Source organism: Modicisalibacter coralii (assembly GCF_004117855.1).
GTDB classification, from domain to species: Bacteria; Pseudomonadota; Gammaproteobacteria; order Pseudomonadales; family Halomonadaceae; genus Modicisalibacter; species Modicisalibacter coralii.
The window spans coordinates 281,239-295,506 of record NZ_QWBW01000007.1 but is presented as its reverse complement, the minus strand read 5'-3'; the positions used below and the strand labels follow the sequence as shown (position 1 = coordinate 295,506).

Genomic DNA, 14,268 nt, shown 5'->3' with positions numbered 1-14,268 from the left:
CTGGATCAGGTGGATGAACGCCTGAATGCACATGATCATCAGCGCGACCATGATGATGCCCTTGATCAGTGCCGGGAACGGCGGGTTCCAGGCGGTCCCGGAGCGCTCCAGCGACCACTCGCCGAGCGGGTTGTGGGAGGACTCCCAGAACATGGTGTAGGCGGCGTAGCTCATCGCCAGGCAGAAGCCGAAGGTGACCAGGTCGTTGAAGCGGTCGAGCCACAGTCGCAGGCGCGGGCCGGCGCTGTCGTAGAGCACCCGCACGCGGATGTGGCGATTGCTGGCCAGCGCCGCCGGGCCGCCCAGCGCGAAGGTCACCGCGACCAGCATCACGGTGGTCTCATGGACCCAGGAGGTCGGCGAGTTGAAGCCGTAGCGCATGATCACCTCGAAGACGCTGATCGCCATCGAGATGGCCACCAGCCAGGCGGCGACGCGGGCGCAGGCCACCACGCCGCGGTCGAAGGTGCTGCGCACCGGGTCCTTGGCCGGCTCCGGCGCGCCGCTGGTCGCCGGGGCCAGTTCGTCGTCGCCGGCGGCGACGCGATCGTGATCCTTGTGGGTGTTGCTAGACATGGTTCCTCCGGACGACGCCACGGGCGCCGCCGTGGTCAGAAGGAAGCGGGGTGGACGTCAAACGGGGCCGGTCGAACCGGCCCCGAGAGAGGCGACCGCAGCGAGGGTTACAGCAGGCCGCGCGTTTTCAGGAAGTCGGTGACCGAATCGTAGTACTTCTGGGTCATGTCGTTCTTTTGGGCCCAGACCTTCCATTCCTGTTCGGCGACCTCGCGGAACTTCTTGCGCTGCTCGGTCGACAGGTCGATCGGATGGACGTCGGGATCCTTCTTGAGCTTCTGCAGCGTCTCGATGTCCTGCGCCTTGAGCTCGGCGATCAGGTCGTAGGCCATCTCGTCGAAGGCGGTCTTGAGGGTGGTCTGCAGGTCTTCCGGCAGGCCGTCCCAGATCTCCTTGTTGAGCGACACGGCAATCATCGGCATGGAGTGGAAACCCGGATACAGCGGGTACTTGGCGAACTCGTGGATGCCCTGGGCGTCGTTGTTGGAGAGCACCGTGGAGTCGGCGGCGTCGATCACGCCCTTCTGCAGCGAGGTGTAGACCTCGGAGCCCGGCAGGTTGACCGGCGAGGCGCCGACGCGTTCGAAGATGTTGTAGACCATGCCCTGCGGCGCACGGATCTTGAGACCCTTGAAGTCGTCGATCTTCTCGATCGGCACCGTCGACGGCAGCGATTCCAGCGGGAAGGTGGCCGCCGAGATCAGGTGAGCGCCGTAGGGTTCGGAGAGCTCGTTGTAGAGTTCCTCGCCGCCGTCGTGCTTCATGTACTCGAGGAAGTCATAGGGGTTGCTCCAGGCCCCCACCAGGTTGCCCATCATGCCGAACGCCGGATCCTGCCCGGAGAAGTAGCTGGGATCGGTCATGTGCCCCTGGAGGATGCCGGAGGAGACGGCCTGCAGGGTCTCGGTGGGGCCGACGATGGCGTTGATCGGTAGGACTTCGATGTTCACCCGGCCATCGGTCATGGTCTCGATCTTGTCGGCCCATTTCTGCTTGATCTTGAAGCTCGGCTCGCCGGCGGTTTCCGAGGCCTGGAACTTCCAGTCGTAATCGGCCGCCTGGGCGGTGGTCATGCCGACCAGCAGCAGCGAGCCGGTAGCGAAGATGGCGTGTTTGAGCGTGAGCATAATCTCTCTCCAGATGGCGTTTGTTGTTATCAACGCGCAGGGGACAGGCCCCGAAGGGCGCTGAGGGCGAGCGGGAAGACTCGCCCGTGAAGCCGCCCGCGGGCGGCGCTGAATCGTGGCTAGGCGGTGCCACGCCTTGTCAGGAAGGCGAGCAGGGCACCGCTGCCGAATTGCCAGGGGCGAATCCGGTCGCAGCGCTCGACGCGGTTGATCAATGCACCGAGCTGCGGGGCGGCGATGGTCACCCGGTCGTCGATGGCGTGGGTGAAGCCGCTGCCGGGTTCGCCGCGGTCCTGGGTCGGCGCGAACAGCGTGCCCAGGAACAGCATGAAACCGTCGGGATACTGGTGGTGCGCGCCGATGGTCTGGGCGACCAGGTCGAGCGGATCGCGGCTGATTTCGTTCATCGAGCTGATCGCCTCGAGGCGGAAGTCGTCCGGCCCTTCGACCTCAAGGTGTACGTCCATGGCGCGCACGTCGTCGATGCCGAAGCCGTCGTCGAACAGCCGCAGCAGCGGGCCGATCGCGCAGGAGGCGTTGTTGTCCTTGGCCTTGCCCAGCAGCAGGGCGCTGCGTCCTTCGACGTCGCGCAGGTTGACGTCGTTGCCCAGCGCCGCGCCGCGCACCGCGCCCCGCGAGTCGACGGCCAGCACCACTTCGGGTTCGGGATTGTTCCAGGCCGAGGCGGGATGGATGCCCACCGGGCTGCCGAGGCCGACCGCCGACATCGGCTGGGCCTTGGTGAACACTTCCGCGTCGGGGCCGATGCCCACCTCGAGATACTGCGACCACACGCCCAGGTCGACGAGACGCCGCTTGAGCGCCGCGGCCTCGTCGGAGCCTGGTTCGAGGCGCGACAGATCATCGCCGATCAGCTCCTGGATGGTCTGGCGGATCGAGGCCGCGAGGGCGGCATCGCCGCGCGCCTGCTCCTCGATCACCCGCTCGAGCATCGAGGTCGCGAAGGTCACGCCACACGCCTTGATCGCCTGCAGGTCGCAGGGTGCCAGCAGATGACGACGGCCCGGGTCACCCTGGGCGTCGAGCGTTTCTTCGAGGCAGTTCTCGATCGCCACCAGCGGCGCATCGGGAGCACCATCCAGGCACTCGAGCAGATCGTCCCGCTCGAGCAGTGCGCTCAGCGTCGGTGCCAGCGCATCGACGTCGTGCAACCAGCCGGCGCGCAGCACGACCAGTCGTGGGCCTTGCCGTTCGGGCTCCCAGAGCCGGCCGATCAAGCGGTTGTCGGGTGCGCCCTCGGGCAGCAGGGGGTGTGTCATGGTCAGTGCCTGTTCGCTCGGTATGCCGATGTGGCTCTAAATGTTGAACATAGATGGTTTATGTTCAACATATACTTTCGTCGGGTATGAGTCCTCGACGGCTTCCGGTCCTCTTGCTTGTCGGGTGATGCCACGGAACCCGGAAAGACGTGCTCGGCGGATGGTTCACGACCTTGGTCGTACTCTGATCGAGCGTGATGGGAAAGGGGCGGTGAGGCAGTGGTCGAACGCGCGGCTTTTGATATCAGTTTAGTTATCAATATTTCGATAAATAGGCATTTTAAGGTTATCGATGGTCGAGTAACGTACGCCAACGCCAGTTTCTCGCGACGGTTGCCGTCGCCCGGATGGGGAGTCACCGCATGACCGACAACAAACGCCCGCCACGTACTCGAGAAAAACCGCTGCGCAGCGCCGCCTGGTTCGGCACCGCCGACAAGAACGGCTTCATGTACCGCAGCTGGATGAAGAACCAGGGCATCCCCGACCACGAGTTCCAGGGTAAGCCGATCATCGGCATCTGCAACACCTTCTCGGAGCTGACCCCCTGCAACGCCCACTTCCGCAAGCTCGCCGAGCACGTCAAGCAGGGCGTGCTCGAGGCCGGCGGTTACCCGCTGGAGTTCCCGGTGTTCTCCAACGGCGAGTCCAACCTGCGGCCCACGGCGATGTTCACCCGCAACCTGGCGAGCATGGACGTCGAGGAAGCGATCCGCGGCAACCCGCTCGACGCCGTGGTGCTGCTGGTGGGCTGCGACAAGACCACCCCGGCGCTGCTGATGGGCGCGGCGAGCTGCGACGTCCCCGCCATCGTGGTCAGCGGCGGACCGATGCTCAACGGCAAGCACCAGGGCCGCGACATCGGCTCCGGCACCGTGGTCTGGCAGCTCTCCGAGCAGGTCAAGGCGGGCCAGATCTCGCTGCACGACTTCATGGCCGCCGAGGCCGGCATGTCGCGCTCCGCCGGCACCTGCAACACCATGGGCACCGCCTCGACCATGGCCTGCATGGCCGAATCGCTGGGGGTGTCATTGCCGCACAATGCCGCCATCCCCGCGGTGGACTCGCGGCGCTACGTGCTCGCCCACCTCTCCGGCAACCGCATCGTCGAGATGGTCGACGAGGACCTCACGCTCTCCAAGGTCCTGACCCGCGAGGCCTTCGAGAACGCCATCCGCACCAACGCCGCCATCGGCGGCTCCACCAACGCGGTGATTCACCTCAAGGCCATCGCCGGGCGCATCGGCGTGGACCTGGCGCTGGACGACTGGAACCGCATCGGCCGCGGCACGCCGACGATCGTCGACCTGCAGCCCTCCGGGCGCTATCTGATGGAGGAGTTCTACTACGCCGGCGGACTGCCGGCGGTACTCAAGCGCCTCGGCGAGGCCGAGCGGATTCCCCACAAGGACGCCCTGACCGTCAACGGCCAGACGCTGTGGGACAACGTCAAGGACGCCCCGCTCTACAACGACGCCGTGATCCGTCCCCTCGAGGATCCGCTGCGCGAGGACGGCGGCATGTGCATCCTGCGCGGCAACCTCGCCCCCCAGGGCGCGGTGTTGAAGCCCTCGGCGGCGACCCCCGAGCTGATGACCCATCGCGGCCGCGCCGTGGTGTTCGAGGACTTCGACGACTACAAGGCGCGCATCAACGACCCCGATCTCGACGTCACCGCCGACGACATCCTGGTCATGAAGCACTGCGGGCCGCGTGGCTATCACGGCATGGCCGAGGTCGGCAACATGGGCCTGCCCGCCAAGCTGCTCGAGCAGGGCGTCACCGACATGGTGCGGATCTCGGACGCGCGGATGAGCGGCACCGCCTACGGCACCGTGGTGCTGCACGTCGCCCCCGAGGCGGCCGCCGGCGGCCCGCTGGCGGCGGTCGAGAACGGCGACTGGATCGCGCTGGACGCCTACGCCGGCACCCTGCACCTGGAGGTCGACGACGCCGAACTCGAACGCCGGCTGGCCGAGAACGACCCCACCGCGGCGTCGCGCCGGATCGCCAGTAGCGGCGGCTACCGTCAGCTCTACATCGAGCACGTGCTGCAGGCCGACGAGGGCTGCGACTTCGACTTCCTGGTCGGCTGCCGCGGCGCCGAGGTGCCACGCCACTCGCATTGAAAAGCAGGTGGCAGGATATCCAGGCGATATAAAAGCGCCGCCGCCACAAGCCGGCGGCGCTTTTGTGTCAGTTGCGAATGTCGGCTGTTGTAAGGGGCTTTCCGGGAAGACAGCCGCGCGGAATGTTCGAGTTGCCTACCGTGACGGCTCAGGCCAGGGGCAGGGCCCTTGGACGGTCGGCTTGCATCAGGCGACGGTCCGCTGCCTTCAGTGCCAGCTGGATGGCTCCCATGCAGGTCATGTCGTGGTCCCAGCCGTAAGTGGTGAGGCGTGTCTGGCCGATCAATTCCGCGACCAGGGCATCATTCAACGCCTGTTCGAGGCTGGGCTTGAGTTGATCGTAGGCTCGCACGCCTGATCCGGTGATCAGAACCTGATCAGGGTTGAAAAGCGCCAGTATGTTGGCGATGCCGGTGCCCAGCACGTGACCTGCCTTGTCGAATATCTGTCTGGCTATCGGATTGCCGTCTTCGGCGAGCCGAACTAGCACTTGCATTTGTTCTTCCGAGGGGTGGGCGCTATCGCCGGCAGGTAGCGGCAATAAGGTATGGGCGTCTCGGTAGAGCGCGTAGTCGCTGACGTAAGCTTCGATGCAGCCACGTTTGCCGCAGGCGCAGAGTGCACCGTTGGCTTCGTACTTGGTATGCCCGAACTCCGCCGACGAACCGTGCGCGCCGAGATAGGGTTTGCCATCGATCATGATCGCCATGCCCACGCCATAGCCGAGCATTATCACTGCCAGGTTGGGAATGGCCATGTAGTCGGGATGGCGGGTAATCGCTGCAGAGATGCAGTTGGCGTCGTTTTCGAGCTGGACCGGACAGGCGAAGCGAGCCCGGAGTGGCGAGACGATATCGACATTGCGCAGGGTGAACGCCGGGGACCAGACGATGCTGCCGCGCAGTGGTGACACGATCCCTTGCACGGCCACGCAGATACTGGCGACCGGGCCGCAGGCGGACGTCATGCGCAGGCACAGATCATCGATATGGCGTATGAGCAACTCGCTCAGAGCCTCGGCCGTGAGAGCCAGCGTATCGACCGCCAATGTGTCGTCGTGATGGAGCTCGCCACAGAAATTGCCGACCGTGAAGCGCACTTCGTTGATCGATAACTTGACGGTGATGACACAAGCCGCATGCGGATGGAGCGCGATCAGTGTCTTGGGGCGGCCACGGTGGCCGGGGCCTTGGCTGTCGGGGGGGCGCTCGACGACGATGCCCTGGTCGATTAGCTCGCCACTGATCGAGGTCACCGTCGCTGAACTCAGCTGATTGGCGGCTGCCAAGTCGATACGTGCCATGGCGCCATGGGTACGCAGTGAGCGGATCAGGGCCAAGGTGTTGTCGGTACGTATCGATTCGGTGACCGGGGCGGCCATGGGTAAACCTCAGATTAATTTCTGGCCTTAATTATATAGTGACGAAAGCACGAAGAAAATGCTCTCGTCAACCGCGTCTGTCGATGGATAGTACGAGATCGATGGCTGCCGGCTACACCAAGACAGGCCTTGAGCGTGTTACTCGGTGATTTGGCGCAACGACTAAAGTGGCATGTGGGATTATTTAATTTATTTGCTAAATTAAATGCGCTTGCAGAGCCAGCCTTATCCCTGGCGGCTGCAAGGAAGTCACGTATGGCGGGCCATCTAGCCCCAAGACCCTGAACAAGGCGAAAAACAGGAGCCGGCATGACCCACCTTTCAGCGCGATATCCGAGTCTCGAACAGCGTGTGGTATTCATTACCGGGGGCGGTAGCGGGATCGGTGCCGCCCTGACACGCGCCTTTCATCGTCAGGGGGCCCGGGTGGTTTTCGTCGATATCGCCAGAGAGGCGAGCGAGGCGCTGGTCGAAGAGCTCGAGCGGGAAACCGGTCGGGCGCCTCGCTTCGAATTTTGCGACATCCGGGATGTCGAGGCCTTGCAGGCGACCATCGTTCGGGTCGCTGAGACGATCGGTCCCATTCGCGTACTGATCAACAATGCCGCCAACGACGATCGTCACGACTGGCGTGACGTCGATGTCGACTATTGGGACGAGCGAATGTCGCTCAACCTGCGTCCGATGTTCTTCACCATCCAGGCCGTGGCCGAACAGATGCGCGCGGCGGGGGGCGGCTCGATCATCAACTTCGGCTCGATCAGCGTGCGCCTGGCGCTCGGTGACATGGCCGCCTATGTCAGCGCCAAGGCCGCGGTGTACGGGCTGACGCGCAGCCTGGCCCGCGACCTGGGCCCTCATGGAATTCGCGTCAATACGCTGGTGCCCGGCAGCATCATGACCGAGCGTCAGCTCGAGAAGTGGATCGGCCCCGAGGACGAGGCCAACATCCAGGCCCATCAATGCCTGAAGGTACGCCTGGAAGCCGAGCACATCGCGCCCACCGCGCTGTTTCTCGCCGCCGACGATAGCGCCCAGATCAGCGCGCAGGAGATCGCGGTCGATGGAGGTTGGGGATGAGCGCGCCCACCGTCGCCGTCGCGCTCGACATGAGCCTGGGCGAGAGCCCCGTGTGGGATGCGGCGAACGCGTGTCTCCACTGGGTGGATATCAACCGCGGGCTGGTCTACAGCTGGCAGCCCGGGGGTGACGACGCGCCGTCTAGCGTCGCGCTGGGCGAGCCGCTGGGCTGTCTGGCGTTGGGCGCTACGGGGCTGATCGTCGCCGCGCGCTCGGGAATCTACCGGCTGGACCCTGGTAGCGGCGTAAAAGCACTGATCGCCGCCAATCCCGAATGGCGCGATGAGAGCGGTAACCGCTTCAACGACGGCCGCTGCGACCCGCTCGGGCGATTCTGGGTGGGCACGATCGATGCTGCCGAAGCTTTGCCAAGCGCCAGCCTGTATCGCCTGGACGGTGAACGCCTCACAGCCATGAGAAGCGCGCTGGCCATCTCCAACGGCCTGGCGTTCAGCCCGGATGGTCGCTTCGCCTATCACGCCGATTCACCCACCCGCCAGGTATGGCGTTACGCCTTCGACGCCGAGCGCGGCACGCTCGAGTCGGGCGAATTATGGATCGATCTGGCGCGCCATGACCTGCCCGGAGTGCCGGACGGCGCGGCGGTGGACAGCCACGGCGACTACTGGTGTGCGCTCTACGGAGGCGGCCAGATCGCCAGATTCGATCGTCACGGCGCTTTCCTGGAGAGCCACGCACTGCCTTGCCCGCACCCCACCATGGTGGCCTTCGGTGGTGCCGACCGAAAAACACTCTATATCACTACCGCCACCCAGCATTTGAGCGATGAGGAAAAACACCATCAATGGCCGTCGGCGGGCAGCCTGTTCGCCATGTCCGCGCCCAACCCGGGGCAGGTCGAACCGCGCGTCACGCGCTGAGTGACCGCCCATGCCACGCTCCAACAACAAGACGGGAGTAGCCCATGTTCAGTCATACCAGAAAGACGCTGCTGGTCGTCTCCGCTGCCACGCTGCTCGGCTCCGTGCAGTCGGTGATGGCGGATACCACGATTCGCATGATGCGCGTCGAGATCAGTCAGGTCGAGAAGGATTACTACGCCGAGATCGCTCGCGAATTCGAGAAGAGCCACCCCGGCGTGACCATCGAACTCGACTACCTCTCCAACGAAGCCTACAAGTCCAAGCTGCCCACCTTGCTGCAGTCCAGCCAGCGCCCGGACATCTTCTACAGCTGGGGTGGCGAGGCCTTGAAGGAGAAGGTCGAGGCCGGCTTCGTCAAGGATCTGACCGCGGCCATGCATGACGGCTGGCAGTCACGTTTCCCGGACTCGGCCATCGACGCCTTTACCATCAATGGCAAGATCTATGGCGCGCCGCTATACGTCACCGAGGTAGGCCTGTGGACCAACACCGCACTGACCGAGAAGGCCGGCGTGGATGTCGATGCCATCGACACCTGGCAGGACTTCCTCGATGCCGTCTCCAAGCTCAAGAAGGCCGGCGTCACGCCGATCATGGTGGGGGCCAAGGATGGCTGGCCGATGCATTTCTACTGGGGCAGCCTGGCCACGCGGCTGGCCGGTCAGCAGGGTTTCGCGGCCGCCAAGGCGGGTGAGGGCGAGGGTTTTGCCGCGCCGCCCTTCGTCCAGGCCGGCGAAAAGCTCGAGCAACTGGTCGAACTCGAGCCGTTCCAGCCTGGTTTCATGACCACCACCTACGAGCGCGCCAGCGGCATGTTCGGCGATGGCGAGGCGGCTTTCCACCTGATGGGCGACTGGGACTATCTGCCCTCGAAGCAGCGCTCGATGAGCGGAGAAGGGGTGCCGGACGAGGATCTGCGCTTCATCTCGTTTCCCCGCGTGGAAGGGGGGCAAGGCAACGAGGCGACCTTCGGCGGCCTGAACGGCTGGGCGGTCACGCGTGACGCCCCGGAAGTGGCAGTAACATTCCTCAAGAGCCTGCTGAGCCTCGACAATCAACGTGAGGCGGCCAGGCGCGGCATTTTCGTGCCGATCGTCAAGGGGGCCGAAAAGGCATTGACGACGCCCTATGCCCGCAAGGTGGCCCGGGACATCGGCCAATCCTCCTACCATCAGGTATTCCTCGATCATGACCTGGGTGTGTCGGTCGGTGCGACGGTGAACGACATCAGCACCGACATCGCTCAGGGCGTGACCGGGCCGGAAGAAGCGGCCGAGCGTGTCGAGGAAGCCTGGCAGTTCCGCTAAGTGTGCCTTTCGCCGGGGCCGGTAACGGCCCCTGTCGAGCCTCATACCGGGTGTTTGAGATGACTACATCGTCGTATTCCCCTTCCGGCTGGCGACAACGGCTGCGGCGTGGTCGCGCCAGCGGTCGACTGAGCGCCGTGCTGCTGCTGTTGCCGCCGGCACTTATCCTGTTCTCGCTTTTCGTCATCCTGCCCTTGGCGGATGCCGCCTATTACAGCCTGTTCGACTGGAACGGTTATGCCACGCCCAGCGACTTCGTCGGGGCGGAAAACTATCAGCGTCTGCTGGGGCACTCGACCTTTCACACCGCGCTTTGGAACACCGCACAGTTGGTCGTCGTCTCGTTGGTCGTCCAATTACCGCTGGCGTTGGGCCTGGCGCTGCTGATCTATCGCAAGACGCCGACCAATGCCCTGTTCCGGCTGGTGTTCTTCCTTCCCTATATCCTTGCCGAGGTGGCCGCCGGGCTGATCTGGAGTTTCGTCTTCGATGGCGAATACGGCGTGACGGCTCAACTCTTCCATGCCATGGACATGGAGTCGGTGTATATCCTCGCCGATCGCCAATGGGCGTTCGCCGCGATCATGACGGTCATCGTCTGGAAGTATTTCGGCTTCCACATGATGATCTATATCGCCGCCCTGCAGGGTGTACCCAAGGATCTCGTCGAGGCCGCGCGGCTCGAGGGCGCCGGTCCCTGGCAGATTGCCCGTCATGTCCAGGTGCCGATGATCAAGCACGCCATCGTGGTCAGCGTGTTCTTCGCGCTGATCGGCTCGCTGCAGATCTTCGACATCATCATTCCCCTGACCAACGGGGGGCCGTCGAACAGCACCCACACCATCGTCACCTATCTCTATACCTTCGGCCTGACCCGGCTGAAGATCGGCTTCGGTAGTGCCGCCGCCATCTTCCTGTTCGTCATCGCCATGCTGATCGCCTTCTTCTACCAGCGCCACGCGATGGCCAAGGAGGGCGCATGAGACGCCTGTTCCTGTTGCGCAACAGTCTGCGGGTGATCGTGCTGCTGGTCGTCGCCGGTTTCGTCATCGGTCCGCTGCTGGCGGCGTTTTTCGGCGGCTTCAAGAGCAATGCGCAGTTGCGCACCAATCCGCTGGGACTGCCGGCGAGCTGGGACGTGAGCCACTACGCGGGCATCCTCGAGAATCCCGACTTCTGGCAGTACCTGGGCAACTCGCTGCTGATTTCGTCGGCGACGGTGGTGCTGACACTGATCGTCGGGGCGGCGGCGGCCTACGTGTTCTCGCACATCCGTTTCTTCGGTTCGCGCATGCTGCACTCCTATCTGCTGCTGGGGCTGATGTTCCCCTTCGCGGCGGCGATCCTGCCGTTGTTCATCAAGGTGCGGGATCTGGGGCTGCTGGATACCTACTGGGCGGTAATCCTGCCGCAGACCGCCTTCGGGCTGTCGCTGGCGATATTGCTCTTCAAGTCGTTCTTCGACCAATTGCCGCGCGAATTGTTCGAAGCGGCCTATGTGGATGGCTGCAGCTACCTGCGTTTCTTCTGGGCCTTCACGTTGCCGCTGTCGACGCCGATTCTGGCCACGGTCGGGGTGTTCGTCTTCGTGCAGAGCTGGAACAACTTCCTGTTGCCGCTGGTGGTGTTCAATACCGAGTCGATCTACACCTGGCCGCTGGGAATGATGCAGTTCCGCGGCGAGTACCTGACCCAGTGGAATCTGATCCTGGCATTCGTTTCGCTGACCATCCTGCCCGCCATCGTGTTCTTCCTGGCGGCGCAAAAATACATTGTCGCCGGGCTGACCGGCGGTTCCGTAAAAGGGTGAAGCATGGCCGTCACGTTCACCAACCCCATTCTTCCCGGGTTCAATCCGGATCCCTCGATCTGCCGGGTGGGCGAGGATTACTACATCGCCACCTCCACTTTCGAATGGTATCCCGGGGTGCAAATCCATCATTCGACGGATCTGGTCAACTGGCGGCTGGTGCGCCGGCCGCTCGAACGGCCGGCCCAACTGGACATGCGCGGCAACCCTGATTCCTGCGGTATCTGGGCCCCTTGCCTGAGTCATTCGCAGGGCCGCTTCTGGCTGATCTACACCGACATGAAGCGCTACGAGGGGCACTTCAAGGATGGGCTCAACTATCTGGTCAGCGCGCCGAGCATCGAAGGCCCGTGGAGCGATCCGGTGTTTCTCAATGCCAGCGGTTTCGATCCATCGCTGTTCCATGACGACGATGGCCGCCATTGGCTGCTCAACCTGAAGTGGGACTATCGTCAGGCGGCGGGACCGGACCGCTTCGGTGGCATCGTGTTGCAGGAGTACGATGCCGAGGCGCGGACACTGATCGGTCCGATCCATACGATCTTCGCGGGCACCGCCATGAAGCTGACCGAGGGCCCGCACCTGTACCGTCGTGACGGCTGGTATCACCTGCTGGTCGCCGAGGGCGGCACGGGGTATGGCCATGCGGTGACCATGGCCCGATCGCGATCGATCACCGGCCCCTACGAGGTCCACCCGGACAACCCGGTGCTGACCTCGCGGGACGACGAGAGCCTTGCGTTACAGCGCGCGGGTCACGCCGATCTTGTCGACACCCCGGCGGGCGAGACCTATCTGGTGCATCTCTGTGGCCGCCCGCTACCCGGTACTCAGCGTTCGCCACTGGGCCGTGAAACGGCCTTGCAACGGGCTCACTGGGACGACGATGGCTGGTTGCGCCTGGCAGTCGGCGGCAACGCCCCGCAGAACGAGGTAAGGGCGCCGTATGACGCGACGCCCTGGCCCCTCGAGCGGGAGGAGAGTCATGCGTTCGATAGCGCGACGTTGCCGATGGCCTTTCAGTGGTTGCGCACGCCGTATCCTGAACGACTGTTCTCGCTGACCGAGCGACGCGGGTATCTGCGCCTCTACGGCCGTCAGTCGCCGGGCTCGTGGTTCGAGCAGGCGCTGGTTGCACGGCGGCGTGACGTTTTTTCCTGTGAGGCCGAGACGACGCTCGAGTTCGCGCCCGAGGATTACCAGCAGTGCGCCGGGCTGATCGCTTACTACAACCGCTTCAAGTTCCACTATCTGGCAGTCACCCGCGATGACGCCGGTCGGCGCGTGCTGACCATCCTGAGTTGCGCCGACAACTGGCCGAGCGGCGACCTCGACTTCCCACTGGCCGCGCCGGTGATGCTCGACGAGGAAACGTCAGTGCGCCTGGGACTGACGATGGACGGGGCCAGCCTGCAGTTTCGCTACGCCGAGGGTGGCGGCGAATGGCAGCCGGTCGGGCCCACGTTGGACGCCGGGGTGCTTTCCGACGAGGGGGCGGGGCGTGCCCACGGCTACTTCACTGGCACCTTCCTGGGCATGGCGGTGCACGACATCAGCGGTCGCGCCCTGCCGGCCGACTTCAGCGCGTTTCGCTACATCCGGTCCGAGCCACGGATGACCGACAACGATTTACCGAGAGGATAATCCCATGGCCGACGTGACCCTGAAGGGAGTTCGCAAACGCTTCAAGGGCGGTGCGGACGTGATTCCCGACATGCACCTGGCGATCGATGACGGCAGCTTCACCGTCCTGGTGGGGCCCTCGGGGTGTGGCAAGTCCACGCTGCTGCGCATTATCGCCGGCCTCGAGACCGCCAGCGAAGGCACGGTGTCGATCGACGGACGCGACGTGACCCAGGAGGAGCCCGCCGAGCGCAACGTGGCGATGGTCTTCCAGTCCTATGCGCTCTATCCGCACATGAGCGTGGCTCGCAACATCGACTTCGGGATGCGTCTGGCCAAGGTGCCAGTCGAGGAGCGCAAGGCCAAGGTCGCCGAGGCGGCTCGATTGCTCAATCTCGAGGAGTATCTCGAGCGCAAGCCGGCGGCGCTTTCCGGTGGGCAGCGCCAGCGCGTGGCGATCGGTCGGGCCATCGTGCGCAATCCCGGGGTGTTCCTGTTCGACGAGCCGCTCTCCAATCTCGATGCATCCCTGCGCAACCGCATGCGCGTCGAACTGGCCGAACTGCACCAGCGGCTCGGCGCGACGATGATCTACGTGACTCACGATCAGGTCGAAGCGATGACCCTGGCCGATAGGATCGTGGTCATGAACGGCGGACGCATCGAGCAGGCGGGGACGCCGATGGAGCTCTACACGCACCCCGCGACGCGTTTCGTGGCCGAATTCATCGGCTCGCCGCGCATGAACCTGATCGAGGGGCCGACCGCACAAGCGTATGGCTCACACGCGCTGGGAGTGCGGCCCGAGCATATCGACGTAAGCCGCGAGCAGGGCGCCTGGCGTGGCCGCGTGCGGGTGATCGAGAAGCTCGGCGCCGATACCTTCGCCTACATGGACGCTGGCGAGCTGGGGGGCCTCATCGTGCGCTTGCCGGGAGACGACCCGACGAGGTCCGGCGAGTCGTTGTGGCTGACGCCGCGATCCGAGTCACTGCATTGCTTCGACAGCGGAGGAATGCGTATCGAGTCTTCCCGGCAAGCGTCGGGCTTTTAAGGCTGATCACTCATGTT

Annotated in this window: 12 protein-coding genes; 8 read left to right on the top strand and 4 right to left on the bottom strand. The window is 64.2% G+C overall.

The genetic code is table 11. The features are described from left to right. From D0901_RS03550 to D0901_RS03540, 3 genes are all read right to left on the bottom strand, one after another. Window positions 1-576: TRAP transporter small permease subunit (locus D0901_RS03550; protein WP_129138900.1), on the bottom strand; the 576-nt coding region annotated here is incomplete at its 3' end. Between the two features lie 107 nt (window positions 577-683). Beyond that, complete coding sequence (locus D0901_RS03545) at window positions 684-1,703, bottom strand: TRAP transporter substrate-binding protein (protein WP_129138899.1); 1,020 nt, start codon at window positions 1,701-1,703, stop codon at window positions 684-686. A 119-nt stretch (window positions 1,704-1,822) separates the two neighbouring features. Continuing rightward, window positions 1,823-2,983: a fumarylacetoacetate hydrolase family protein gene (locus tag D0901_RS03540; protein ID WP_129138898.1), complete on the bottom strand. Its 1,161-nt coding sequence runs from the start codon at window positions 2,981-2,983 to the stop codon at window positions 1,823-1,825. A 362-nt stretch (window positions 2,984-3,345) separates the two neighbouring features. Here D0901_RS03540 and D0901_RS03535 point away from each other — a divergent pair, with 362 nt between their 5' ends. Further along, on the top strand, window positions 3,346-5,112 hold the full coding sequence (locus tag D0901_RS03535; protein ID WP_129138897.1) for an IlvD/Edd family dehydratase: 1,767 nt from the start codon (window positions 3,346-3,348) through the stop codon (window positions 5,110-5,112). Window positions 5,113-5,260: 148 nt separating this feature from the next. Here the strand turns inward: D0901_RS03535 and D0901_RS03530 are convergent, their stop codons facing one another. Then, window positions 5,261-6,493 carry an ROK family protein gene (locus D0901_RS03530; protein ID WP_129138896.1) on the bottom strand — a complete coding sequence of 411 codons (1,233 nt, stop codon included), beginning with the start codon at window positions 6,491-6,493 and terminating at the stop codon, window positions 5,261-5,263. Window positions 6,494-6,802: 309 nt separating this feature from the next. Between D0901_RS03530 and D0901_RS03525 the strand changes: the two genes are divergently transcribed. The 7 genes from D0901_RS03525 to D0901_RS03495 are packed head-to-tail and all read left to right on the top strand — an operon-like array spanning window position 6,803 to window position 14,251. Then, window positions 6,803-7,573 carry an SDR family NAD(P)-dependent oxidoreductase gene (locus tag D0901_RS03525; RefSeq protein WP_129138895.1) on the top strand — a complete coding sequence of 257 codons (771 nt, stop codon included), beginning with the start codon at window positions 6,803-6,805 and terminating at the stop codon, window positions 7,571-7,573. Continuing rightward, complete coding sequence (locus D0901_RS03520) at window positions 7,570-8,454, top strand: SMP-30/gluconolactonase/LRE family protein (RefSeq protein WP_129138894.1); 885 nt, start codon at window positions 7,570-7,572, stop codon at window positions 8,452-8,454. The genes D0901_RS03525 and D0901_RS03520 overlap by 4 nt, the downstream gene beginning before the upstream one ends. Before the next feature lie 44 nt (window positions 8,455-8,498). Then, window positions 8,499-9,764: an ABC transporter substrate-binding protein gene (locus D0901_RS03515; protein WP_129138893.1), complete on the top strand. Its 1,266-nt coding sequence runs from the start codon at window positions 8,499-8,501 to the stop codon at window positions 9,762-9,764. A gap of 59 nt (window positions 9,765-9,823) precedes the next feature. Beyond that, window positions 9,824-10,747, top strand: coding sequence for a carbohydrate ABC transporter permease (locus tag D0901_RS03510; protein ID WP_129138892.1), 924 nt, complete (start codon window positions 9,824-9,826; stop codon window positions 10,745-10,747). Then, window positions 10,744-11,574: a carbohydrate ABC transporter permease gene (locus D0901_RS03505; RefSeq protein ID WP_129138891.1), complete on the top strand. Its 831-nt coding sequence runs from the start codon at window positions 10,744-10,746 to the stop codon at window positions 11,572-11,574. The genes D0901_RS03510 and D0901_RS03505 overlap by 4 nt, the downstream gene beginning before the upstream one ends. Before the next feature lie 3 nt (window positions 11,575-11,577). Then, entirely contained in the window at window positions 11,578-13,218 is a 1,641-nt protein-coding gene (locus D0901_RS03500; RefSeq protein ID WP_129138890.1) for a glycoside hydrolase family 43 protein, read from the top strand. Between the two features lie 4 nt (window positions 13,219-13,222). After that, window positions 13,223-14,251: an ABC transporter ATP-binding protein gene (locus tag D0901_RS03495; protein WP_129138889.1), complete on the top strand. Its 1,029-nt coding sequence runs from the start codon at window positions 13,223-13,225 to the stop codon at window positions 14,249-14,251. The last annotated feature ends 17 nt before the right edge of the window (window positions 14,252-14,268 follow it).

Excerpts from the sequence above, each read along its gene's own strand:
- D0901_RS03500 (WP_129138890.1), top strand. The coding sequence starts at position 11,578 with ATGGCCGTCACGTTCACCAACCCCATTCTTCCCGGGTTCAATCCGGAT.
- D0901_RS03530 (WP_129138896.1), bottom strand. The coding sequence starts at position 6,493 with ATGGCCGCCCCGGTCACCGAATCGATACGTACCGACAACACCTTGGCC.
- D0901_RS03535 (WP_129138897.1), top strand. The coding sequence starts at position 3,346 with ATGACCGACAACAAACGCCCGCCACGTACTCGAGAAAAACCGCTGCGC.
- D0901_RS03540 (WP_129138898.1), bottom strand. The coding sequence starts at position 2,983 with ATGACACACCCCCTGCTGCCCGAGGGCGCACCCGACAACCGCTTGATC.
- D0901_RS03520 (WP_129138894.1), top strand. The coding sequence starts at position 7,570 with ATGAGCGCGCCCACCGTCGCCGTCGCGCTCGACATGAGCCTGGGCGAG.
- D0901_RS03525 (WP_129138895.1), top strand. The coding sequence starts at position 6,803 with ATGACCCACCTTTCAGCGCGATATCCGAGTCTCGAACAGCGTGTGGTA.
- D0901_RS03495 (WP_129138889.1), top strand. The coding sequence starts at position 13,223 with ATGGCCGACGTGACCCTGAAGGGAGTTCGCAAACGCTTCAAGGGCGGT.
- D0901_RS03510 (WP_129138892.1), top strand. The coding sequence starts at position 9,824 with ATGACTACATCGTCGTATTCCCCTTCCGGCTGGCGACAACGGCTGCGG.
- D0901_RS03545 (WP_129138899.1), bottom strand. The coding sequence starts at position 1,703 with ATGCTCACGCTCAAACACGCCATCTTCGCTACCGGCTCGCTGCTGCTG.
- D0901_RS03515 (WP_129138893.1), top strand. The coding sequence starts at position 8,499 with ATGTTCAGTCATACCAGAAAGACGCTGCTGGTCGTCTCCGCTGCCACG.
- D0901_RS03505 (WP_129138891.1), top strand. The coding sequence starts at position 10,744 with ATGAGACGCCTGTTCCTGTTGCGCAACAGTCTGCGGGTGATCGTGCTG.